General features: G+C 66.2%; 21 protein-coding genes. 16 read left to right on the top strand and 5 right to left on the bottom strand.

The features are described from left to right. Nucleotides 1-7 precede the first annotated feature (7 nt). The 4 genes from KAQ61_RS17305 to KAQ61_RS17320 all read left to right on the top strand — a co-directional run bounded on the left by KAQ61_RS17305 (nucleotide 8) and on the right by KAQ61_RS17320 (nucleotide 4,880). Nucleotides 8-1,372 carry an ammonium transporter gene (locus KAQ61_RS17305; protein ID WP_081888822.1) on the top strand — a complete coding sequence of 455 codons (1,365 nt, stop codon included), beginning with the start codon at nucleotides 8-10 and terminating at the stop codon, nucleotides 1,370-1,372. A 260-nt stretch (nucleotides 1,373-1,632) separates the two neighbouring features. Further along, a complete protein-coding gene (gene glcE / locus KAQ61_RS17310; protein ID WP_210929969.1) occupies nucleotides 1,633-2,745 on the top strand; it encodes a glycolate oxidase subunit GlcE in 1,113 nt (370 codons plus the stop codon). Between the two features lie 55 nt (nucleotides 2,746-2,800). Continuing rightward, nucleotides 2,801-4,042, top strand: a complete 1,242-nt coding sequence (gene glcF / locus KAQ61_RS17315) for a glycolate oxidase subunit GlcF (protein ID WP_210929970.1) — start codon at nucleotides 2,801-2,803, stop codon at nucleotides 4,040-4,042. 97 nt (nucleotides 4,043-4,139) lie between these two features. Further along, nucleotides 4,140-4,880, top strand: coding sequence for a ProQ/FINO family protein (locus KAQ61_RS17320; RefSeq protein ID WP_210929971.1), 741 nt, complete (start codon nucleotides 4,140-4,142; stop codon nucleotides 4,878-4,880). Nucleotides 4,881-4,931: 51 nt separating this feature from the next. Here the strand turns inward: KAQ61_RS17320 and KAQ61_RS17325 are convergent, their stop codons facing one another. The 3 genes from KAQ61_RS17325 to lplT form a co-directional block, all read right to left on the bottom strand. Next, complete coding sequence (locus KAQ61_RS17325) at nucleotides 4,932-5,423, bottom strand: glutathione peroxidase (RefSeq protein WP_210929972.1); 492 nt, start codon at nucleotides 5,421-5,423, stop codon at nucleotides 4,932-4,934. 64 nt (nucleotides 5,424-5,487) lie between these two features. After that, the gene (locus tag KAQ61_RS17330; RefSeq protein ID WP_045265694.1) at nucleotides 5,488-6,369 is read right to left on the bottom strand and encodes a DMT family transporter; all 882 of its coding nucleotides are present in this window, start codon (nucleotides 6,367-6,369) and stop codon (nucleotides 5,488-5,490) included. A gap of 75 nt (nucleotides 6,370-6,444) precedes the next feature. Next, on the bottom strand, nucleotides 6,445-7,737 hold the full coding sequence (gene lplT / locus KAQ61_RS17335; RefSeq protein ID WP_210929973.1) for a lysophospholipid transporter LplT: 1,293 nt from the start codon (nucleotides 7,735-7,737) through the stop codon (nucleotides 6,445-6,447). 143 nt (nucleotides 7,738-7,880) lie between these two features. Here lplT and alr point away from each other — a divergent pair, with 143 nt between their 5' ends. The 8 genes from alr to KAQ61_RS17375 all read left to right on the top strand — a co-directional run bounded on the left by alr (nucleotide 7,881) and on the right by KAQ61_RS17375 (nucleotide 15,172). Then, a complete protein-coding gene (gene alr / locus KAQ61_RS17340; RefSeq protein WP_210929974.1) occupies nucleotides 7,881-8,996 on the top strand; it encodes an alanine racemase in 1,116 nt (371 codons plus the stop codon). 281 nt (nucleotides 8,997-9,277) lie between these two features. Further along, nucleotides 9,278-10,663: a DNA repair protein RadA gene (gene radA, locus KAQ61_RS17345; protein WP_042411887.1), complete on the top strand. Its 1,386-nt coding sequence runs from the start codon at nucleotides 9,278-9,280 to the stop codon at nucleotides 10,661-10,663. A gap of 73 nt (nucleotides 10,664-10,736) precedes the next feature. Continuing rightward, nucleotides 10,737-11,177 (top strand): glycerate kinase, encoded by a 441-nt coding sequence (locus tag KAQ61_RS17350; RefSeq protein ID WP_210929975.1) that lies wholly within the window; start codon nucleotides 10,737-10,739, stop codon nucleotides 11,175-11,177. A gap of 91 nt (nucleotides 11,178-11,268) precedes the next feature. Continuing rightward, complete coding sequence (locus KAQ61_RS17355) at nucleotides 11,269-11,478, top strand: zinc-finger domain-containing protein (protein WP_042411883.1); 210 nt, start codon at nucleotides 11,269-11,271, stop codon at nucleotides 11,476-11,478. 99 nt (nucleotides 11,479-11,577) lie between these two features. Continuing rightward, the gene (locus tag KAQ61_RS17360) at nucleotides 11,578-12,402 is read left to right on the top strand and encodes a glycosyltransferase family 2 protein (RefSeq protein WP_244982938.1); all 825 of its coding nucleotides are present in this window, start codon (nucleotides 11,578-11,580) and stop codon (nucleotides 12,400-12,402) included. Between the two features lie 12 nt (nucleotides 12,403-12,414). After that, complete coding sequence (locus tag KAQ61_RS17365) at nucleotides 12,415-13,191, top strand: glycosyltransferase family 2 protein (RefSeq protein ID WP_210929976.1); 777 nt, start codon at nucleotides 12,415-12,417, stop codon at nucleotides 13,189-13,191. Nucleotides 13,192-13,203: 12 nt separating this feature from the next. Further along, on the top strand, nucleotides 13,204-14,445 hold the full coding sequence (locus tag KAQ61_RS17370) for an O-antigen ligase family protein (protein ID WP_210929977.1): 1,242 nt from the start codon (nucleotides 13,204-13,206) through the stop codon (nucleotides 14,443-14,445). After that, nucleotides 14,438-15,172, top strand: a complete 735-nt coding sequence (locus tag KAQ61_RS17375; RefSeq protein ID WP_210929978.1) for a hypothetical protein — start codon at nucleotides 14,438-14,440, stop codon at nucleotides 15,170-15,172. Before KAQ61_RS17370 ends, KAQ61_RS17375 begins: the two co-directional genes overlap by 8 nt. On the opposite strand, the gene KAQ61_RS17380 is transcribed toward KAQ61_RS17375, so the two are convergent. Further along, complete coding sequence (locus KAQ61_RS17380; protein ID WP_045265686.1) at nucleotides 15,161-15,973, bottom strand: exodeoxyribonuclease III; 813 nt, start codon at nucleotides 15,971-15,973, stop codon at nucleotides 15,161-15,163. The two genes, KAQ61_RS17375 and KAQ61_RS17380, sit on opposite strands and share 12 nt — an antisense overlap. On the opposite strand from KAQ61_RS17380, the gene pyrE reads away from it, so the two are divergent. Both pyrE and KAQ61_RS17390 read left to right on the top strand, forming a co-directional pair. Further along, nucleotides 15,972-16,670: an orotate phosphoribosyltransferase gene (gene pyrE / locus KAQ61_RS17385; protein ID WP_210929979.1), complete on the top strand. Its 699-nt coding sequence runs from the start codon at nucleotides 15,972-15,974 to the stop codon at nucleotides 16,668-16,670. The two genes, KAQ61_RS17380 and pyrE, sit on opposite strands and share 2 nt — an antisense overlap. A gap of 65 nt (nucleotides 16,671-16,735) precedes the next feature. Then, nucleotides 16,736-17,344, top strand: a complete 609-nt coding sequence (locus KAQ61_RS17390) for a DUF4124 domain-containing protein (RefSeq protein ID WP_210929980.1) — start codon at nucleotides 16,736-16,738, stop codon at nucleotides 17,342-17,344. A 45-nt stretch (nucleotides 17,345-17,389) separates the two neighbouring features. On the opposite strand, the gene KAQ61_RS17395 is transcribed toward KAQ61_RS17390, so the two are convergent. Next, the gene (locus KAQ61_RS17395; RefSeq protein ID WP_210929981.1) at nucleotides 17,390-17,626 is read right to left on the bottom strand and encodes a hypothetical protein; all 237 of its coding nucleotides are present in this window, start codon (nucleotides 17,624-17,626) and stop codon (nucleotides 17,390-17,392) included. Nucleotides 17,627-17,937: 311 nt separating this feature from the next. On the opposite strand from KAQ61_RS17395, the gene KAQ61_RS17400 reads away from it, so the two are divergent. Together KAQ61_RS17400 and KAQ61_RS17405 are read left to right on the top strand one after the other, a co-directional pair. Beyond that, a complete protein-coding gene (locus tag KAQ61_RS17400) occupies nucleotides 17,938-19,035 on the top strand; it encodes a GGDEF domain-containing protein (RefSeq protein ID WP_210929982.1) in 1,098 nt (365 codons plus the stop codon). A gap of 359 nt (nucleotides 19,036-19,394) precedes the next feature. Then, complete coding sequence (locus KAQ61_RS17405; protein ID WP_210929983.1) at nucleotides 19,395-21,566, top strand: methyl-accepting chemotaxis protein; 2,172 nt, start codon at nucleotides 19,395-19,397, stop codon at nucleotides 21,564-21,566. The last annotated feature ends 156 nt before the right edge of the window (nucleotides 21,567-21,722 follow it).

Here is a 21,722-nt window from a genome sequence, read left to right on the forward strand (position 1 = left end):
GACTGACATGAAAAAATCGCTCCCTGCCATCTCACTGGGTCTGGGCCTGCTGGCCGCCGCCACCGGTGCCATTGCGCAAGAAGCTGCCCCCGCCGTGGCGGTGGTGGCCGAAGTCGTCGCCGAAGCGGCCGCGCCTGCTGCCCCCGTCCTGAGCGCCGGCGACACCGCGTGGATGCTGACCTCCACCATGCTGGTGATCCTGATGGTCATCCCTGGCCTGGCCCTGTTCTACGGTGGCCTGGTGCGCTCCAAGAACATGCTGTCCGTGCTGGCCCAGGTGTTCACCGTGTTCTCGCTGATCACCGTGCTGTGGGCGATCTACGGCTTCTCGCTGGCCTTCGGCGGTGAAGGCAAGTTCTTCGGCAGCTTCGACAAGCTGTTCCTGGCCGGCATCACGCCCGACACCCTGTCGGCCATGCTGCCCACCATCCCCGAATACGTATTCGTGGCCTTCCAGTCCACCTTTGCCGCCATCACCGTGGCGCTGATCGTGGGTGCCTTTGCCGAACGCATCAAGTTCGCGGCCGTGATGATCTTCTCCGTGCTGTGGTTCACCTTCAGCTACATCCCCATGGCCCACATGGTCTGGGGCGGTGGTCTGCTGGCGGCCGATGGCGCGCTGGACTTCGCCGGCGGCACCGTGGTGCACATCAACGCGGCCGTGGCCGGCCTGGTGGGTGCCTACATGGTGGGCAAGCGCATCGGCTTCGGCAAGGAAGCCCTGCCTCCGCACAGCCTGACCCTGACCATGGTCGGTGCCTCCCTGCTGTGGGTGGGCTGGTTCGGCTTCAACGCCGGCTCCGCCGGTGCCGCCAACGGCATCGCTGGCCTGGCCTTCATCAACACCATCCTGGCGACCGGCGCCGCCGCCGTGTCCTGGATCGTGGCCGAAGCCCTGCACAAGGGCAAGGCCTCCATGCTGGGTGCCGCCTCGGGTGCCGTGGCGGGTCTGGTGACCATCACCCCTGCCGCTGGTTTCGTGGGCCCCATGGGTTCCATCGTCATGGGTCTGATCGCTGGCCCTCTGTGCCTGTGGGGCGTGTCGGGCCTGAAGAAGATGCTGAAGGTCGACGACACCTGCGACGTGTTCGGCGTGCACGGTGTGGGCGGTATCCTGGGTGCCATCCTGACCGGTGTGTTCGCCTCGCAAAGCCTGGGCGGCACGGGTGGTCTGACCCCCGACACTTTCGCCATGGGTGCGCAGGTCTGGGTGCAGTTCAAGAGCGTGATCGTGACCATGGTCTGGTGCGGTGTGGTCTCCTTCATCTGCTTCAAGGTCGCAGATGTCCTGGTGGGTCTGCGTGTCGCTGAAGATGCTGAGCGCGAAGGTCTGGACATCACCACCCACGGTGAGTCGGCCTACAACCGCTGAGCAAGGCGCCCGGGCGGCACCCCCGCCCCCGCGCAAGCTGAAACCGCCCTTCGGGGCGGTTTTTTCATGGCCGGTCCGCCGCCAGCGGTCCAGCTCCCCCCTGGCAGGCGGGTGATCGCCTGCGGTGGGGCGTGGTGCCTGAGATGCATGGCCGCCGCAGGCCCAGGGCGCTGCGCGTCCTGCTGATTCACACCCGGCGTTCAAAAAATTCACACGGCAGCGACTGGCAAATTCCGGCAGCACGGCTACGATGCACGGCCATGGACGCAGCCCTTTTCCAGATCACCGAGCGCATACGCGCCGCCCTTGCTGACCACACCCCGCTGCGGCTTCGCGGCGGTGGCAGCAAGGACTTCCACGCCCTGCAACTGCAGGGGGACCTGCTGGACACCCGGGACTGGCGCGGCATCGTCAGCTACGAGCCCAGCGAGCTGGTGGTGACGGTGCGCGCCGGCACGCCGCTGGCCGAGCTGGAGGCCGTGCTGGCCGCCCAGGGCCAGTGCCTGGCGTTCGAGCCACCGCACTTCGGCGCCGCCACGGTCGGGGGTATGGTGGCCACCGGCTGGTCCGGCCCGTCCCGCGCCAGCGTGGGTGCGGTGCGCGACTATGTGCTGGGCGTGGAAATCTTGAACGGGCGCGCTGAGTTGCTGCGCTTCGGCGGCCAGGTGATGAAGAACGTGGCCGGTTACGACGTCTCGCGCCTGATGGCGGGCAGCTGGGGCACGCTGGGGCTGATCACCGAAGTCAGCCTCAAGGTGCTGCCGGTGGCGCCGGGCGAGACCACGCTGCGCTTTGACGGCCTGTCGCAGGCCGAGGCCCTGCAGCGCCTGAACCAGTGGGGCGGTCAGCCACTGCCGCTGAATGCCAGCTGCTGGGTGCCCGACGCGGCGGGTGCCGACACCGGCACGCTGTATCTGCGCTTGCGCGGCGCGCGCGCCGCTGTCGAGGCCGCTTGCCGCAGCCTGGGCGGGGTGCGCCTGGACGATGCCGCCACGGCCGCCGACTGGCAGGCCTGCCGCGAGCAGACCCTGCCCTGGTTTGCGCAGCGTGCGGCCGACCACGTCCTGTGGCGCCTGTCGGTGCCGCAGACCGCACCGGTGCTGGCGCTGCCGCACGGGGTGGGCGCGCCGCTCATCGAGTGGCACGGTGGCCTGCGCTGGGTGCAGGCCCCGCGCAGCCAGGGGCCGGCGCTGCAGGCGCTGGCGCAGTCTGTGGGGGGTAGTGCTTCGCTATTCAGAGCTGAAAGCGCAGACCAGATCAGCGCCAGCCCGATATTTGATGTGCAGAACCCGGCGGTGCAGCGCATCCAGGCCCAGCTGCGCCAGGCCTTCGATCCGGTGGGCATTTTCAACCCCGGGCGCACCATGGCGTGAACCGGGGCCCGCACGGCCCGGCACCCCATCAAAACCATTCCAGAGACACCCCACCATGCAAACCCACCTCGCCCCGCAATACCGTGGCACGCCCGAAGGCCAGGAGGCCGAAGCCATCCTGCGCAAATGCGTGCACTGTGGCTTTTGCACCGCCACCTGCCCCACCTACCAGGAGCTGGGCGACGAGCTGGATGGCCCGCGGGGCCGCATCTACCTGATCAAGCAGGTGCTGGAAGGGCAGGCACCCACGCGCGCCACCCAGCAACACCTGGACCGCTGCTTGACCTGCCGCAATTGCGAATCCACCTGCCCCAGCGGGGTGCAGTACGGCCACCTGGTGGACATCGGCCGCAAGGTGGTCGACGCGCAGGTGCCGCGCCCGCTGGGCGAGCGCCTGCAGCGCTGGGCCTTGAAGGAAGGCCTGACGTCGCCACTGTTTGCCCCGGCCATGAAACTGGGCCAGGCCGTGCGCCCGCTGCTGCCTGCCGCCATCCAGGCCAAGGTACCGCCCAAGGGTGAGCACGGCGCCTGGCCCACGCGCAGCCATGCGCGCAAGGTCTTGCTGCTGCAGGGCTGCGTGCAGCCAGCAATGCTGCCCAACATCAACTACGCCACGGCGCGCGTGCTGGACGCGGTGGGCATCCAGACCCTGGTGGTGGCGCAGTCGCAGTGCTGCGGCGCGGTGAAATACCACCTCAACGACCACGACGGCGGCAAGGCGCAGATGCGCGCCAACATCGATGCCTGGTGGCCGCTGATCGAGGCCGGCGAGGTCGAGGCCATCGTCAGCAATGCCTCGGGCTGCGGGGCCATGCTCAAGGACTGGGGCCATGTGCTGCGCGATGAACCGGACTACGCCGACAAGGCGGCCCGCACCAGCGCCCTGGCGCGCGACCTGAGCGAGCTGTTGCCCGCCCTGCTGCCCGAGCTGGCCGACAAGCTGCAGGACCGCGCCCGGGTGCCGGCGCAGCCCATGGCCTACCACCCGCCGTGCACGTTGCAGCATGCGCAAAAGCTCAAGGGGGTGGTCGAGGCGCAGCTGTCCCGGCTGGGCTTCCAGCTGCTGACGGCGCGCACCGAATCCCACCTGTGCTGTGGCTCGGCGGGGACCTACTCGGTGCTGCAGCCGGCCATGGCCAAGACCCTGCGCGACCGCAAGCTGCAGGCCCTGGACGAGGTGGCGCCGCAGCCGGCGGCGATCCTGTCGGCCAACATCGGCTGCATCGTCCACCTGCAAAGCGGCACCCCGGTGCCGGTGCGCCACTGGGTGGAAGTGCTGGACGAAGCCCTGGCCTGAGGGGGCGGAGCGTGCGGCCAAAGTGCCGGGGATTCACACAGACCGTGCAATGCTGGCATCATCGCGGGTTTGATTTTTCCTGCACTGGCCCCAGCCCATGACCGAATCCGTGTCCTCCACCGTTGACAACTCCGTGCCCGGTGCCTCGGCGCCAGCGCCGGCCCGCGCAGACCGTCGCCCGCAGCAGCGCGGTGGCCGTGGCCGCCCCGCGGCGCCGGCCGCAGCCCGTCCCGCGCGCGAAGTGCACCCCGTGCTGGCGCAACTGGCCACCCTGCACCCCACGCTGTTCGGCGCCACGGTCCTGCCCCTGAAGCGCGGCATCTACCAGGACCTGCTGGCCCTGCATGGCGAAGCCCTGGACAAGGCGGGCCTGAAGGTGGCCCTGGCCATCCACACGCGCTCGACCCGCTACCTGAACGCCGTGGCCGCCGGTGCGCCGCGCCACGACCTGCAAGGCACCGTGGTGGAAGCCATGGCCCCGGGCCATGTGTTCCACGCTCTGGTCGAGGTCTTCAAGCGCAAGAAGCCGCGCGATGGCGAGGACCTGCAGGCCAAGCTGCGCCGCCGCATGGCCCTGGCCTTCATCGACAGTGGCCTGTCGCGCGAGGCCTACCTGGAATCGCTGCAGGTGCGCGATGCCGACACCCAGGCCCTGCTGGACGTCGCCCTGGATGAGGTGGCCGAGCAGGACGCCAAGGCCGAAGCCGTGCACCGCGCCTACGTGGCCAGCGGCTCGGGCGATGTGCACGCGTTTGCCGAGATGTATGGCATGAACGCCCACACGGTGATGCGCCAGCTGCACCGCGCGGGCCAACTGCAGGCCGCGCGCACGGCCTGACGCCGCGCCGCCGTCCGCACCACCAGGGCCCTCGGGGCCCTTTTTTGTGGCTCAGATCTGGGTGGCCAGTGCCTGGGCGATGTCGGCCTCCAGCCGGGCGGGCGGCGTCTGGGGGGCGTAGCGGCGCAGCACCTGGCCGTCGCGCCCGATCAGGAACTTGGTGAAATTCCATTTGATGCGGCGCGTGCCCAGCAGGCCGGGGGCCTGCGCCTTGAGCCACTGGAACAGCGGGTGGGCCTGCGGGCCGTTCACATCCACCTTGGCCATCATCGGAAAGTCCACGCCGTAGTTGCGCTGGCAGAAGCCGGCAATCTCGCTGTTGCTGCCCTTGTCCTGCTGGCCGAACTGGTTGCAGGGAAAGCCCAGGACCACCAGGCCCTGGCCGGCGTAGCGCTGGTGCAGCTGCTGCAGCCCGGCGAACTGCGGGGTGAAGCCGCAGGCGCTGGCGGTGTTGACCACCAGCACCACCTGGCCTGCGTAAGCGGACAGGGGGGCGCTGTGGCCGTCGATGCGGGTGGCGGAGAAGTCGGACAGCTGGGGCATGCGGGCCTCGGGGTGCAAGCGGGGACTGTGGTTGTAGCACAGCGCCTGCGGCCGTGGCCCCGCCTCAGTGCGGGCGCCGGTGCTGCAGCACGGCCAGCAGGGCGCCGCCCACGATCAGGGCCCCGCCCAGCAGCATGCGCGGCGTGAGTTCGGTGGCGCCCAGCAGCCAGGCCGAGATGCTGGCGAACAGCACCTCCGACAGCATGATCAACGAGGTGGTGCTGGTCGGGATGCGCGAGGCGCCGTATTGCAAGGCCCACGAGCCGATGGCCACCAGCACGGCCATGCCCACGGCGCAGGCGATCCAGCCCGGCGCCGGCGCGGGGATGCCGGGGAACTGGCCACCCAGGTAGCCGGCCGTGGCGGTCGCCAGCCCCATGCCCATGCAGCCCAGGAACATGGCCAGCACCCGCGCCATGCTGGGCGTGTGAAAGCAGCGGCGCAGGATCACATTCGTCATCGCAAAGCACAGGCCGCCGAAGATGGCCAGGTACTCGGGCAGGCCCAGGCCCGCGGTCAGGCTGCGCCAGGTGGCACCCGGCGGCACGATGACCAGGGCCATGCCGCTGAAGGCCAGCACCAGGCGCAGCAGGCTTTGGGGCGTGGGGCGTTCGCCCAGGAAGCGCCAGGCCAGCAGCACCGTCCAGGCGGGCATCAGGTAGAACAGCAGGATCACGCGCACCACGTCGCCGGTGGAGGCCGCGGTGTTGAACGACACATTCGTCAGCCCCGAGGACAGGGCCAGCAGCCACAGCACCGGGTGGCGCAGGAACTGCGCCAGGCTGCCGCGCAGGCACAGGATGGTGCCCAGGGCCAGCACGCTGTAGATCATGCCCGTGGCCCAGGGCGCGGCCAGGCCGGCGGCGCGCATGGTTTGGAACGGCCACCAGGCCAGGCCCCAGACCATGGCATTGAACAACAGGGCGAGGTAGGGCCAGGAATGCATGTCAAAAATGGTTCCGGCGCAGGTGCTGCCTGCGCCGGATGCTATGAAGAATGAAAGAGAGGGGCCGTGGGGCGCTCAGTGGTGGTGATCGTAGCGGGCAATGCTCAGCAGGCGCCGCACCTCACCGCCGTGCTTGCGGCAGTTGTGGCGGTACCAGCGGCCGATCAGCCACATGGTGAAGGCCACGATCACGCCGAAGCCGGTGATGGCGCCATAGGCCGACAGGCCCCACAGGGTGCTCAGGGCGTACAGGGCGCCCAGGCCCAGGATGCAGGCCTGTTCGTTGAAATTCTGCACGGCGATGGAGCGCCCGGCGCCCATCAGGTTATGGCCCCGGTGCTGCAGCAGCGCGTTCATCGGTACGACCAGGAAGCCGCCCAGCCCGCCCAGCACGATCAGGAAGGGCACGGCCACCCACAGGTTGCTGATGAAGTTCATGCAGATCACCAGCAGGCCCATGGCAATGCCCATGGGGATCACGCGCGTGGCGTGCTGCAGGCGCATGCGCATCGAGGCCATCACCGCGCCCACGGCCGTGCCGATGGCCACCACGCCCACCAGGGCCGAGGCCTCGCTGGTGCCATAGCCCAGGGCCACGGCGGCCCAGGCCAGCACGATGTAGCGCAGATTGCCGGACACGCCCCAGAACAGGGTGGTGGTGGACAGCGAGATCTGGCCCAGCTTGTCGCGCCACAGGCGGCGGTTGCAGTCGCGGAAGTCGGGCAGCAGGGCCAGGGTATTGCCGAACAGGCCCTGGGTCGGGTCCTGGCGCAGCGGCACCAGGGGCGCTGTGGTGCGCGGGATGCGCAGGTTGAAGGCCGCCGCCAGGGCGTAGACGAAGACCAGCACGCCGATCGCCGCTTCGGCGGCGTTGTCCACGCCGGGCAGGTTCAGCGCCAGCAGGTGGCCGGAGATGACGGGGCCGACCAGCTGGCCGCCCAGCAGCACGCCCAGGATGATGGAGGTGATGGTCAGCCCCTCGATCCAGCCGTTGGCCTTGACCAGCTGCGACGGGGGCAGCAGCTCGGTCAGGATGCCGTACTTGGCGGGCGAATAGGCCGCGGCCCCCAGACCCACCACAGCATAGGCCAGCAGCGGGTGGTGGCCAAACAGCATCAGCAGGCAGCCCACCACCTTGATGGCATTGCTGATGAACATCACCCGGCCCTTGGGCAGCGCATCGGCAAAGGCGCCGACAAAGGGCGCCAGCACCACGTAGAACAGGGCGAACATGGGGACCAGGGCGGCACTCTGCCATTCGGGCGCACCGCCGGTGCGCAGCAGCTCCACGGCTGTGACGAACAGGGCGTTGTCGGCCAGCGAGCTGAAAAACTGCGCTGACATGATGGTGTAGAAACCGCGCTTCATGAAATGCTGTGCGCACGCGCGACCACGGGGGCCAGTGCACGAAAAAGGGTTGTCCCAGTGGCGAACGACTGGCGGTTATATCACGCAGCCCTTAGCCATCAGTGCCAGAATGCCTGTCGTTTGCCCTCAGGAAACTTTTCGCCATGCCGCGCCCCATTCTCGCCACCATCCACCCCCAAGCCCTGCGCCACAACCTGGAACAGGTGCGCCGCGCCGCGCCGGACGCCCAGCTGCTGTGCGTGGCCAAGGCGAATGCCTATGGCCATGGGGTGGAGCATGCCTTCCAGGGCCTGCGTGCGGCCGATGGTTTTGCCGTGCTGGAAATTGCCGAGGCCCAGCGCCTGCGCGCCCTGGACTGGCGCGGCCCGATCCTGCTGCTGGAGGGCGTGTTCGAGCCGCGCGATCTGGAGCTGTGCTCGCGCCTGGGCCTGTGGCACACCGTGCACTGCGATGCCCAGATCGACTGGCTGGCCGCGCACAAGACCCAGGTGCCGCACCGCGTGTTCCTGAAGATGAACAGCGGCATGAACCGCCTGGGCTTCACGCCCGAGCGCTTTCGCAGCGCCTGGGCGCGCCTCAACGCGCTGCCGCAGGTGGAGGAGATCTCCTTCATCACCCACTTCAGCGACGCCGACGGCCCGCGCGGCACTGCGCACCAGTTGCAGGTGTTCGAGCAGACCACGCACGACCTGCCCGGCGAGCGCAGCCTGAGCAACAGCGCTGCGGCCCTGCTGCAGGGCACGCGCGAGGCCGTGCGCGGCGACTGGGTGCGCCCCGGCATCGTGCTGTACGGCAGCTCGCCCGACTACCCCACGCACACGGCGGACCACTGGGGCCTGCAGCCGGCCATGAGCCTGACCAGCCAGATCATCGGCACGCAGCAGCTGCACGCCGGCGACACCGTGGGCTATGGCTCCACCTTCACGGCCGAGGGCGACCTGCGCCTGGGCGTGGTCGCCTGCGGCTATGCCGACGGCTATCCGCGCCTGTGCGGCACCGGCACGCCGGTGCTGGTCAATGGCGTGCGCACCCGCCTGCTGGGCCGCGTCAGCATGGACATGGTTTGTGTGGACCTGACGCCCGTGCCCGACGCGCAGCTGGGCAGCGAGGTGGTGCTGTGGGGGCGCTCGCCGCGCCACGGCAGCGTGCTGTCGATCGACGAAGTGGCCGCCGCCGCGGGCACCGTGGGCTACGAACTGATGTGCGCCGTGGCCGCGCGCGTGCCCGTGGTCAGCGACGAGGACGCGCTGCGGCCCTGAGCGGGTCGCGGTCCAGGCGGCACGCCATCCGTCGTCACCCACCACTCCCTAAAGGAGAGCGCTTGGCGCTTGCCAAATCATTGTTTGCAGGACTTTGGTTGCTGAAAGTCGCAGAGAGCTTGCGCAAGCTGCTCTCTTTTTAGAAATTGGCGCCCCCCAGTGCGTGCAGACACGGCCGTACCCGGCGGCGCCCCGCTCCTGTCGTCGATCCAGCGGTGCGCCCCATCGGGGACATCCGTTGCCAGCCCAGCGCGACCGGGTGCCGCCGATATAGTGCGGGCATGGCCAAAGACAAAACCATTTACACCTGCAACGCCTGCGGCGGCACCACGCCGCGCTGGCTGGGCAAATGCCCGAACTGCGGCGCCTGGAACAGCCTGATCGAAAGCGTGCCCGAGGCCGCCTCGGGCGGCAAGAACCGCCTCAGCGCCCCCCAGGGCTATGCCGGCCTGGCCAATGCCCAGCCCGTGACGCCGCTGGCCGCCATCGAGGCCCAGGACGTGGCGCGCACGCCCAGCGGCATCGAGGAGCTGGACCGCGTGCTGGGCGGCGGCGTGGTGGAGGGCGGGGTGGTGCTGATCGGCGGCGACCCCGGCATCGGCAAGTCCACCCTGCTGCTGCAGGCCATGGACGCACTGCAGCGCGCCGGCCTGCCCACGCTGTATGTGACCGGCGAGGAAAGCGGCGCCCAGGTGGCGCTGCGCTCGCGGCGCTTAGGGATAGACGGCAGCCAGGTGAACCTGCTGGCCGAGATCCAGCTGGAAAAAATCCTGGCCACGGTGGAGGCCACGCAGCCCGCCGTGGTGGTCATCGACTCCATCCAGACCATGTACTCCGACCAGCTGACCAGCGCTCCCGGCTCGGTGGCCCAGGTGCGCGAGTGTGCGGCCCACCTGACGCGCATGGCCAAGGGCACGGGCATCACGGTGATCCTGGTCGGCCACGTCACCAAGGAGGGTGCGCTGGCCGGCCCGCGCGTGCTGGAGCACATGGTCGACACGGTGCTGTACTTTGAGGGCGACACCCACAGCCCGCACCGCCTGGTGCGTGCCATCAAGAACCGCTTTGGCGCGGTCAACGAGATCGGCGTCTTCGCCATGACCGAAAAAGGTCTGAAGGGCGTGAGCAACCCCAGTGCCATCTTCCTGAGCCAGCACACCGAGCCCGTGCCCGGCAGCTGCGTGATGGTGACGCTGGAAGGCACGCGCCCGCTGCTGGTGGAAATCCAGGCGCTGGTGGATGGCGGCGGCCCTGCGCCCCGGCGCCTGTCGGTCGGCCTGGACAAGGACCGGCTGGCCATGCTGCTGGCGGTGCTCAACCGCCATGCGGGCGTGGCCTGCGCCGACCAGGACGTGTTCGTCAACGCCGTGGGCGGCGTGCGCATCGGCGAGCCGGCGGCCGACCTGGCGGTGATGCTGTCCATCACCAGCAGCCTGCGCGGCAAAGCGCTGCCCAAGGGTTTTATCGCGTTTGGCGAAGTCGGCCTGGCCGGCGAGGTGCGGCCCGCGCCGCGCGGCCAGGACCGGCTCAAGGAAGCCGCCAAGCTGGGCTTCACCGTGGCCGTGGTGCCCAAGGCGAATGCACCCAAAAAGCCCATCCCCGGCCTGACCCTGCACGCCGTGGAGCGCGTGGACGAGGCCATGAACATCGTGCGCGCCATGGGGTGACGGGCCCGGCAAAACCCCAGACTACGCACTGCCCGCACGCAGGGCCTGCGCGCTCCATAAGACAATAGCGCCCATGAATATGCGCAATGTTGTGATTCCCCTGGGCCTGGCGGTCCTGCTGTACCTGGCCTATGACGCGCTGGGCTGGATGGGCGTGGCCGCCGTGGGCGGCGGCATCGTGATGTGGCTGCTGCTGCATTTCACGCGGCTGATGACGGTGATGCGCCGTGCCTCCGAGCGGCCCATGGGCTATGTCGGCAGCGCCGTGATGCTCAATGCCAAGCTCAAGCCCAAGGTGAACCTGATGCACGTGGTGGCCATGACCCGTTCGCTGGGGCAGCGTCTGTCCGAAGAGGGGCAGGACCCGGAAATCTACCGCTGGACCGACGGCACGGACTCCCATGTGACCTGCGAGTTCGTGCACGGTCGCCTGGTGCAGTGGACCCTGGTGCGTCCCAGCCCCGCCGAGGCAGCGGAGGCCGACAAGCAACCAGACGGCGCCCAAGGCCTTTAAAATCCCGGCCGAAGGGGCACGACCCCACCGATTTTGACGTTCAAGCCGCTGGCACGCACCAGCGGCGCCACCTGCGAGAGAGACACCCACCATGAGTACTACTGCCGTCGTCGAACTGGCTGCCAAGGACCTGAACCAGCAAGGCGGTGTTTACTGCCCCAGCCCCAAGGCCGACATGAAGCTGTGGAACAGCCACCCCAAGGTGTACATCGATGTGGCACACGACGGCCAAGGCAAGTGCCCATACTGCGGCACGGTCTACAAGCTCAAGGCCGGCGAAGTGTTTGCCGGTGGCCACTAAGCTTTTTCAATGACCGCTGCTACGCACCCCGTGACAGATTTTCAGGACAGCGCTCTCAGGGAGCGCTGTCCTGCTTTGGCGCACATCACGGCGGTGATCGTGACCTTCAACAGTGCCCACTGTGCCGAGGCCCTGGGGGCCCAGCTGCGCGGCTGGCCGCATGTCACCATTGTCGACAACGGCAGCGCCGACGGCACGCCCGAGCGCATGCGCGCCGTGCTGCCGCAGGCGCAGATCATCGCCCTGCCGCAGAACATGGGCTTTGGCGTGGCCAACAACCGCGGGTTCCAGGCGGCGGCCACGCCCTACTGCCTGATGATCAATCCCGACTGCGCTTTGCAGTCGGACGATGCCCAGGCCCTGTTCGACACGGCACAGCAATGGCCGGATGCAGCCATCGTCGTGCCGCAGTTGGTGGGCAGTGATGGCCGATTGCAGGTCAACTACGGCTGGGTGCGTGACTGGTGGTCGTCCAAGGGGCCGGCGGCCGAAGGCGTGACCTGTGTCGGCAATGCCTGTGGAGCGGCCATGCTGCTGCGCATGGACCAGGCCCCGGCCGAAGGCTGGTTCGACGAGCGCTTCTTCCTCTACTACGAGGATGAGGACATGTGCCTGCGCCTGCTGCAGGCCGGCAAGCCGGTGATCGTGCAGCCCGCCGTGCGTGTGGCGCACTCGAACCGCGGCTCGGTGCGTGGCCCCCGTCCGCTGCGCGTGGAGTATGGGCGTGGCTACCACCATGCGCGCTCCAAGGTGCTGTTCACGGCCAAGCACCAGGGGCCCCAGGCGGCGGCGGCGCACCGCCTGCAATCGCTGACTGGCGCGCTGGCGCTGCTGGCGCTGCGCATTGTGGCTCCGTCGCCCAAGCATGTCTCGCGCCTGTGGGGGCGCATCCGCGGCCTGTGGGGCGCGCCCACCCATTACTGACAAAAATTTCACATGGCAACTTTGACCATTGGCATCCTCACCATGAACGAGGAGCGTCGCATTGCGGCGTGCATCGACAGCGCGGCATTTGCCGACCAGATCATTGTGGTCGACAGCGGCAGCAGCGACGCGACGGTGGAGATCGCCACGGCGAAGGGCGTGGAGGTCTACAGCTATCCCGATTGGCAGGGCTTTGCGGTGCAGCGCAACCGCATCCTGCAGCATGCCACCGGGGACTGGATTTTCTTTCTCGATGCCGACGAGGTGGTCACGCCGGCCTTGGCGCAGGAAATGCGTGCCATCGTCGATGCCAATGTGGCGTGTGTGTGGGAGGTGGCCTGGGAGCAGATCGCCTATGGCCAGTCCCTGGGCCGCATGCGCAGTTCGGGCGGGATCCCGCGGCTGTTCCCGCGGGCGCAGATCCTGCAATTCGAAGGCGTGGTGCACGAAGGCGCGAAGCTGAAAGACCCGACGCTGCCGGTGCGCCTGCTGAAACAGCGCCTGCCGCATTACTCGCGCGAAACGATTTACGGCAGCCTGCAGAAACTGGCCCAGTATGTGCAGTTGGGTGCCTACAAACGCATGCAGTCCGGCAAACGCGGAGGCGTGCTGCGTGGCATGGGGTCGGCGATCGCCAATTTCATTCGCCTGTATTTCTTCCACCGTGGTTTTTTGTGCGGGCGTGCGGGGTTTCTGCACAGTTTCTTTGTCGCCCTGGAATGCTTTTTTCGATATGTTGCGCTCGAGATTGATCGAGATTTTCTGGAGCAAGCCAAGAAACGTGGCTAAGTGAATCCAAGTATGTCGATCAATAATTTGAGTTTTTTGCAAAACAGTGCAGTTTTTTTATTTTTTGCATTGTGCCTGTCTTTGCCGGGTGGATATTCGGTCGGTGCTTTGGTCGCTGTACTGGCGGCCGTGTGTGGTATTCCCACATGGCGTAAAAAAACACTAGATGCCGATGCCAAGTTGTTTCTGTTTTTTTTCTTGGCCGTGGGGGTGCTATGGAGCCACTCTTTTGATGGATGGTGGACCTGGAGCAGCAACAACGATGCTGGGCTGCGGTATGGTTTGGGAGCGTTGTGTTTGGTCGCCAGCAGCGCAATCTTTGTCAACACCAAGTTTCTTCGTTGGGGGCTGATCGTTGGTGCCCTAGGGGCCGCGGTGTTGGCGATTTTTCAGCACCAAACCGTCGGTCGTGCTGAGGGATTTACGAATGCAATTCGTTTTGGGGATATTGCCCTTTCCATCGCATTTGCTTGTGCTTGTTTCGCGACGTTGAGAAATCGGCCAACTTGGGAGCGGTCGCTGCTGGTCGTGGGTGCTAGCGCCGCGTGTCTGGCGTCGCTGCTCTCCATGTCCCGTGGGGGGTGGTTGGTGATGGCAGTTTTCCCCATGCTATGGATCTTGTTTGTTGAAGAGATACAGACAAGAATCAAGCTGGGTGGCAGCTTGATGGTGGGCGTGGTGCTGGTGTGTTGGGTGGTGTTCCAAGTGCCAGCTGTTGAAACGCGTGTGCAAACAGCCTTGGAGCAGACGCAGCGTTATTGGGAAGATGGTGGTGAGCAAGCGCAGACTTCCGTGGGTGCGCGCCTGGAGCATTGGCGACTGTCTTGGCGTTTGGGTCTGGACAAACCGCTGACCGGCTGGGGTGACAAAGGCGTCAAAGAAGGCAAGCGTGCCTATGTGGAGCGCGGGGACACCCATCCGTATATGCTGGAAATGGCACATTCGCACAATGAGTTTTTAGAAATGTGGTCACGCCGTGGCGCGCTGGGTGTGCTGATGCTGTTGGGGATTTATGCGGTGCCTGCGTTTATTTTCTATCCCACACCGCGACGGTTGACCAAGGTGGCGTTGCCGGATAGACAGCACTATCTGGCTTTGCGGATTGTCGGTTTGTCTGTGCCCGTATGCTATGTGGTCTATGGATTGACGGAGACTTTTTTCGATCTCAGCATAGGCCATATGTTTTATATATTCTCCATGGTGTTTTTCTTCTCTGCCATGAAATCCCTGGAGATGAAAGTCAAAAATGCCTAAGCCTCAAGAGTTTTCAGATATTACGCTGTGCCTCACCATGGGGGGGCGTCCAGATTTGCTGGAGCAGTCTTTGAAAAGCATTCAGGAGAAATGGCAGTTTGCGCAGGTGGCGGCCATCAATGATTTTGCAGATCCACGCTGTGACGATGTTTTCAAGTCTATCTATCCAAACGGTCTCCTGCTGTCTGACGGCATCAAACGCGGGCACCATGGCGCGATTGATAGACTGTATGCTGGTATCCAGACACCGTATATTTTTCATACCGAAGATGACTGGATTTTTCCTGAAGAAATTTCATTTGGAAAAATCAAGAAATTCTTGGATGCCAATCAAAAAGTGACGTCTTATTGCTTGAGAAATCCCGCCGAATTTTTGCAAGAGACAGAACGAAATAAAATAAGCGAAGAGTCTGCACAAGATGTTGATTATTACAATCTAAGCCATGTGCATCCGGAGTGGTATGGGTACAGTTTTAACCCACATTTGATCAAGATAGAAAAAATAAGAGATATTGGTAATTTTGTTCAATTCAAAAAAGAACGCCATGTTTCTGTGCATATGAAGAAGCATGGCCACTTTGTGGCGTATGCGACGCAAAGCCTGTGTACACACATTGGCGAAGGCGTGAGCATGGCCAACCCCAACGCCAATAAAAAGAAATCCAAGATACGTGTTTGGCTGCGCCAGCAGCTCAATCGGATCAAGGCCTTTGTGTCAAAGGCTTAGGTCGTAACCCACCGTGACCGGTGCGTGGTCTGAGAACTTCTCACCCTTGTAGATCGACTCGGCGCGGGCCAGGGCGGCCAGGGCCGGGGTGGCCAGGTGGTAGTCCAGGCGCCACCCCACGTTGTTGGCATAGGCCTGGCCCCGGTTGCTCCACCATGTGTAGCAGGTATCCGTGGTATCGGGTTGCAGGCAGCGGTAGACGTCCTTGATGCCGCCGGTATCGGTCTCGGCCAGCAGCATGTCCATCCAGGCACGTTCTTCGGGCGTGAAGCCGCTGTTCTTCTGGTTGCTGCGCCAGTTCTTCAGGTCTTCCTTGCGGTGGGCAATGTTGATGTCGCCGCACAGCACGAATTCTCGCTCGCCCTTCAGGCGCATCAGGTGGGAGTGCATCTTGGCCAGAAAACGGAACTTGGCGGCCTGGCGGTCTTCGCCGGACGAACCGCTGGGAAAGTAGCTGCTGATGATGGACAGCTTGCGCGCAGGGGTGTCGAAGCGCGCTTCCACGTAGCGTCCTTCGGCATCGAACTCTTCGGGGTCAAACCCGACGATCACATCGCTGGGCTCGTGACGGCTGTAGATGCCGACGCCGGAATAGCCCTTCTTCTGCGCAAAATGGAATACCCCGGGCATGCCGGCCAGGGTGTCGAACTTGCCCTCGATATCCACAGCTTGGGCCTTGACCTCTTGCACGCAAATACAATCCGGGCCGGTCGCCGCGATCCAGTCCTCCACACCTTTGGACGCGGCAGAGCGGATGCCGTTGAGGTTGAGGCTGGTCAATTTGAAAAGGGAAGAATCCATGTCTATCAGTGGCGCGCAGCAGGAACAGAACGATCAACTGGCGCAAGCATTTGTGCAGTTTGCGGTGGATGCAGGGGTCCTGCGGTTTGGTGAATTCAAGACCAAGGCAGGGCGCATGAGCCCGTATTTCTTCAATGCCGGCTTGTTTGACGACGGCGCCAAGATGGCGCATCTTGCCGAATTCTATGCAAAAGCCATTGTGGCCAGTGGCATGGAATTCGATATGGTCTTTGGTCCGGCGTACAAGGGCATCCCCCTGGCGGCCACTGTGGCGGTCGAGCTGGCACGCCTGGGCAAGAACGTGCCGTTTGCCTACAACCGCAAGGAAGCCAAGGATCATGGCGAAGGCGGCACCCTGGTCGGTGCCCCGCTGCGCGGCCGCGTGCTCATCATCGACGACGTGATGAGCGCGGGCACGGCCGCCCGCGAATCGATTGCCCTGATCCAAGCTGCAGGCGCCACGCCACACGCCGTAGCCATTGCGCTGGACCGCCAGGAAAAAGCCACCGAGAATGGCAAAGATGTGGACCACAGTGCCGTGCAATACGTGCGCAACCAGCTGGGCCTGCAAGTCTGCGCGATTGCCACGCTGTCGGACCTGCTGTCCTTCCTGGGGTCCCGGGGGGGCGAGGGTGACATGGCACAGCACCACGAACGGGTGCTCGCCTACCGCCAGCGCTATGGAGTGAACGACTGATACACCTTCATCACCGCATGCGGCTTGCTCGATACATTGGATGCCTGATTTTCTGGAACCTTGGATTGACGGCCGCGGTGATGGCGCAAAAAGCGCCAAGCTCCAGCGTCTACACCTGCACGGACGCTTCGGGGCAGCACCTGACCTCGGACCGCCCCATTCCGCAGTGCCAGGACCGTGAACAGCGCGTGCTGGGCCCCAGCGGCATGGAGCGCTCACGGCTCGGCCCGGCGCTGACCGAGACCGAGATGGCGGAGCGTCTGGAGCAGCGCCGCCAGGCTGCCTTGCTACAGCAACGTGAAAAAGAGCAGCGCCGCCGCGATGCTGCCCTGTTGGCGCGCTACCCAGACCGCCGCAGCCATGATGCGGCGCGACGCGACAGCCTGCAGACCATTGAGGAGCAGCAGGCCATGGTGCAGCAGCGCCTGGGCTTGCTGGGCCGCGAGCAGGCGCAGTTGCAGCAGGAGCTGGAGTTCTACGCCAAGGACCCCGGCAAGGCGCCGGCCCGCCTGCGCACCAGCATGAAGGAGGTCGATCAGGAAATGCAGGAGCAGCGCCTGTTGCTGCAGGGCCACCAGGACGATGCCCGGCGCATGCACAACCGCTTTGATGCCGAGCTGCAACGCCTGCAGCCGCTGTGGAACCCGCAGGCGGGCACGCCGCCGCGCCCATAAAAAAGGCATGCCGCGCGGGCATGCCCATGAAAACTGCAGGCGGGCTTACAAGGCCAGCCAGACCGTATCGCCACCGGCGCTGGATGGCTGGGGGGCAATCCCCAGCAGCGGCGCGTGGCGGCGCAGCAGCTCGTCAAAAAGTGCCGTCTCCGGGGCGCTGAGGATCTCATCGCCGCGGTGGTAATCCGCGGCCAGTTGCGAGGTGGTGAAGCTCATGCGGCCAAACCGCTGCACGGCATTGCGCAGCTTGTCGAGGTTGATCGGGGCGGGGCTGCTGGTCATGGCATGTCTCCTCAAAAAGAACCAGGCGAAGTCGGCATGGCCTTGACTGTGGCATGGCTTGCGACCCACCACAAGGGGGCAACGGTGGCTGCCATGGGGGTGTCAGCGGAGGCGTTCATGCCGGCGCACAGCGCGCTGTCCCGCGTGCGGCATCCGCCCTGGCGCGACCAAGTTGCGCCCTTGTCTGGCGTGCAGGCAGGCATTGCTGCGACGTGGCGCGGACGCCTGCCACGCCCCAATACTGGGGCTGGATGGCGTGTGCTGCGCGGTGTGCACGCCGGTCCCTTTTGTTTCGCGCAGTGTGAGGCACGATGAGCCTGGTTTTTGTTCCTTCGGGGCTGCTGGTGGTGGCTGCTCTGGTGTGTGCCACCGTCTGGTGGCGGCGCCGCAACCATGGCGAATTGCTGTGGCTGGCGGCCAGCCTGTGCCTGGCGGCCCTGTCGATGCTGCCGTCCTCGGTGCTGGGGGCCTGGGATGTGGCCGGGTGGGAATCGCTGTGGGCGCTGGGTGCTGTGGTGGCTGCGGCCCAGGCACTGGCCCAGCGCTTTGGCCGCCGGGTGCAGTGGCTGGGGTGTGTGGCGGGCGCGGCGCTGGTGCTGGCGGGCCTGCTGGGGGCCACCGCGCTGCCCGGTGTCTCCGGTGGGGAGCTGCAGGCCCTGGGCCTGACCGTGGTGCTGGGCCATGGCCTGCCAGGGGCGTGGCGCGCGCCCATCCGCCACCGCGGGGATACCGCCTTGCTGGGCGTCTGGCTGCTGGGTCTGCTGGGCGTCCTGGCCCAGCCCTGGGTGGGCCGCTGGGGGCTGGCCTATGTGCCCGGCTGGGGCGTGGGCGTGCTGGAACTGCTGGTCGGCGCCGGGCTGCTGACCACCACCATGCTGGCCTGCGTCTGGGCCGACACGCGCCACCGCAGCGGAGGGGCCGACCGCCGCTCCGCCAGCGACACCGGTCTGGCCGACCGGCACGCGTTCGAGGCCGCCTGCGGGCTGCGGCCGTTTGTACGCCAGATCCGCGTGCTGGCGCTGTGCGATGTGGAACACCTGCCGGTGCAGCGGGGGCCGCGTGCCCAGGTGCAGCGCCGCTTTGCCCAGATCCTGCGCGCCAACGTGCGCGAGGGCGACCATGTGGCCCACCTGGGCGAGGAGGCCTTTGCCCTGGCCTTGCGCCAGATCGACATGGCCAATGCCCAGGCCCTGGTGCAGCGCATCGCCCTGCAGGTGCAGGAGCAGCTCTGGGAGGGTCCCGAGGCGGGCGCACCGGAGCCGGTCAGTGCCAGCTTTGGCCTGGCCATGGTGCGCGAGGCCGACACCCTGGCGATTGCCATGCACCGCGCCGATGTGCTGCTCTACCAGGCCAAGGAGGGCGGCACCGGCCAGGTGGGCGTGGACGAGGTGGCGACCGAGGCAGCCTGAGCCGCAGGGCTCGCATTGAGACAATTTGAGAGCGCCCTGCGCAGCAAGGACGAGTGCTGCAGCGCAATTTGGCGTGTGACACCCTTGGCGCGGCACCGGCCTGCCTTCCGCCAGCTTGCGTGCAGCTTGCAAACGGCGCGGGACAAACCCTGAGTCACAGATTGCAACACTTGGTTACCGCTTGATCGACATCAAGGGCGAGCTGCGGCAGTCTCGCTACGCTCCAGCCCCAGATTCACCAAGCCTTGCGCTTGGTCAGCATGTTTTTGCGCAAAAGCATGACTGGGGGTGCTGTGCAGCGGCATTCCACACCCGTGCGCACACAACAACGGCGTGGAACGCCGTGAAGGAGATGACCGATGCACATCGGCCAACGTTTTTGGCGCCGCCAAGGGCTGGGCGCCAAGCTGGCGATCACCAATTTTGTCTGGGTCGCGTCCATCCTGGGACTGCTGGTCCTGGGCATTGCTTGGGGCGTCAGCCATTCCCTGCAGTCCAAGATGCACAGCGAGATGCAGCAAGGCATCCAGATGCTGCACCGCTTCATTGAGTCCAACGACAAGGACCTGCGCCAGCGCACCCAGTTCCTGGCCGACAGCCTGGCGCGCAGCCTGCAGGGCACGCTCACCTTGGACCGCAGCGGCAGCGAGCCGCTGCTCAGCCTGAATGGCGAGCTGCTCAACGGCAACGACGTGCACATCCAGGGCTTCACACGCAGCACCGGCGCCGTGGCCACCGTGTTCGCGGCCCAGGGCCAGGGTGACTTCCTGCGCATCGCCACCACGCTGAACAACGAGCAGGGCGAAGCCGCCCTGGGCAGTCTGCTGGACCGTGCCCACCCTGCCTACGCTGCCATCCAGTCGGGGCAGAGCTACATGGGCCTGGCCAACCTGTTCGGCCGCCAGTACATGACGCACTACCGCCCGCTCAAGGACGCTGCGGGCACCACCGTCGGCATCGCCTTTGTGGGACAGGATTTCTCGGAGCTGCTGGACCACCTCAAGGCCTCGATCCGCAGCCTGCAGGTCGGCCAGAGCGGCTACTACTTCGTGCTGCGCGCCGAGGATGGCCCGCAGCGCGGTCAATTGGTGGTGCACCCCGCGCAGGAAGGCAAGAACATCAGCGATTCGCAGGACAGCGACGGCCATTTCTTCATCCGCGACATGCTGGACCGCAAGCAGGGCAGCATCACCTACCCCTGGACCAACCCCGGCGAGAGCCAGGCGCGCGAGAAGCTGGCCGTGTTTGGCCACTACGCACCGTGGAACTGGGTGTTCGCCTCCAGCGCCTACGTGGATGAATTCACCGCCGAAACCCAGGCGCTGATCATCAAGTTCGCCGCCATGGGCCTGGGTGCGGTGCTGGTGCTGGCGGCCGTGTGGTTCTGGCTGATCCGCCGCATGATCGTGCGCCCCTTGAACGAAGCCAGCCGCATGGCCGACGCGATTGCCGAAGGCGACCTCACCGTGCGCATCCGCAGCGACCGCCAGGACGAGATCGGCCACCTGTTGGAGGCCATGAACAACACCAGCACCGGCCTGACCCGCGTGGTCAGCACCGTGCACCAGCAGGCCCACAGCGTGGCCCTGGCCAGCGCCGAAATCGCCCAGGGCAACCAGGACCTGGCCACCCGCACCGAAAGCGAGGCCAGCGCCCTGGAAGAGACCGCCGCCGCCATGGAGGAGCTGGGCTCCACCGTGGCCCACAACGCCGACCATGCCCAGTCCGCCGACCAGCGCACGCGCGAAGCCCAGCGCGTGGTCACCGAAGGCGGCCAGGCCGTGCGCAAGGTGGTGCAGACCATGCAGGGCATCGATGCCAGCAGCAAGAAGATTGCCGACATCATTGGCGTGATCGACGGCATCGCCTTCCAGACCAACATCCTGGCGCTGAACGCGGCGGTGGAAGCCGCGCGCGCCGGTGAGCATGGCCGCGGCTTTGCCGTGGTGGCGGGCGAGGTGCGCGCCCTGGCGGGCCGCAGTGCCGAGGCCGCCAAGGAAATCAAGCAGCTCATCAGCCACAGCGTGGCCGAAATCCATGCCGGCAACCAGCAGGCCGCGCACGCCGGCGAGACCATGGAGCAGGCCATCACCGAGATCGAGAAGGTCACCCAGCTGATCACCGACATCAGCCACGCCAGCGGCGAGCAGAGCAACGGCGTGGCCCAGGTGGCCGAGGCCGTCACCCACATGGACCAGACCACGCAGAAGAACGCCGCCCTGGTCGAGGAAATGGCCGGGGCCACCGAAGGCCTGCGCAAGCAGTCCGAAGAGCTGGTGCGCGCCGTCTCCATCTTCCGTCTGCAGGGCGGCCCCGTGAACCCGCTGCGCAGCCCGGTGCTGGCGCCGCGGGGGGCCCCGGCCGCGCCATCCGCGCCGGCCCGCACTGCTGCGGCAGCGACCACGCCACGGTCCCCGGCCCTGGCACCCAGTGCGGCCGCGGCACCCGCCCCGGCCCCTGCAACCCCTGCTGCCGCCCCCAAGGCCAAGGCCCTGGCGACCACGGCCGAGGACGACTGGGAAACCTTCTGAGCTTGAACCGCCTGCACGGCCCGCATCTCCCCTTCGGGGCCTGCACGGTGTGTTGGGCATGAAAATGGCTGCCAGCGCTTGTCCTGACTGCGCTGGCAGCTCTTTTTTTATGAGAACGGATGCCCGCCCCCACCAGGCAACCCAGGGCCCAGGCGC

The organism is Comamonas aquatica (assembly GCF_018064205.1).
Taxonomy (GTDB): Bacteria; Pseudomonadota; Gammaproteobacteria; order Burkholderiales; family Burkholderiaceae_C; genus Comamonas; species Comamonas aquatica.

Coding starts and splice junctions, on each gene's coding strand:
- lplT (WP_210929973.1), bottom strand. CDS start 7,737: ATGAAGCGCGGTTTCTACACCATCATGTCAGCGCAGTTTTTCAGCTCG.
- KAQ61_RS17400 (WP_210929982.1), top strand. CDS start 17,938: ATGAGCCTGGTTTTTGTTCCTTCGGGGCTGCTGGTGGTGGCTGCTCTG.
- glcE (WP_210929969.1), top strand. CDS start 1,633: ATGGACGCAGCCCTTTTCCAGATCACCGAGCGCATACGCGCCGCCCTT.
- pyrE (WP_210929979.1), top strand. CDS start 15,972: ATGTCTATCAGTGGCGCGCAGCAGGAACAGAACGATCAACTGGCGCAA.
- KAQ61_RS17380 (WP_045265686.1), bottom strand. CDS start 15,973: ATGGATTCTTCCCTTTTCAAATTGACCAGCCTCAACCTCAACGGCATC.
- KAQ61_RS17405 (WP_210929983.1), top strand. CDS start 19,395: ATGCACATCGGCCAACGTTTTTGGCGCCGCCAAGGGCTGGGCGCCAAG.
- KAQ61_RS17395 (WP_210929981.1), bottom strand. CDS start 17,626: ATGACCAGCAGCCCCGCCCCGATCAACCTCGACAAGCTGCGCAATGCC.
- KAQ61_RS17365 (WP_210929976.1), top strand. CDS start 12,415: ATGGCAACTTTGACCATTGGCATCCTCACCATGAACGAGGAGCGTCGC.
- KAQ61_RS17325 (WP_210929972.1), bottom strand. CDS start 5,423: ATGCCCCAGCTGTCCGACTTCTCCGCCACCCGCATCGACGGCCACAGC.
- KAQ61_RS17375 (WP_210929978.1), top strand. CDS start 14,438: ATGCCTAAGCCTCAAGAGTTTTCAGATATTACGCTGTGCCTCACCATG.
- KAQ61_RS17370 (WP_210929977.1), top strand. CDS start 13,204: ATGTCGATCAATAATTTGAGTTTTTTGCAAAACAGTGCAGTTTTTTTA.
- KAQ61_RS17330 (WP_045265694.1), bottom strand. CDS start 6,369: ATGCATTCCTGGCCCTACCTCGCCCTGTTGTTCAATGCCATGGTCTGG.
- KAQ61_RS17350 (WP_210929975.1), top strand. CDS start 10,737: ATGAATATGCGCAATGTTGTGATTCCCCTGGGCCTGGCGGTCCTGCTG.
- glcF (WP_210929970.1), top strand. CDS start 2,801: ATGCAAACCCACCTCGCCCCGCAATACCGTGGCACGCCCGAAGGCCAG.
- radA (WP_042411887.1), top strand. CDS start 9,278: ATGGCCAAAGACAAAACCATTTACACCTGCAACGCCTGCGGCGGCACC.
- KAQ61_RS17305 (WP_081888822.1), top strand. CDS start 8: ATGAAAAAATCGCTCCCTGCCATCTCACTGGGTCTGGGCCTGCTGGCC.
- KAQ61_RS17355 (WP_042411883.1), top strand. CDS start 11,269: ATGAGTACTACTGCCGTCGTCGAACTGGCTGCCAAGGACCTGAACCAG.
- KAQ61_RS17320 (WP_210929971.1), top strand. CDS start 4,140: ATGACCGAATCCGTGTCCTCCACCGTTGACAACTCCGTGCCCGGTGCC.
- alr (WP_210929974.1), top strand. CDS start 7,881: ATGCCGCGCCCCATTCTCGCCACCATCCACCCCCAAGCCCTGCGCCAC.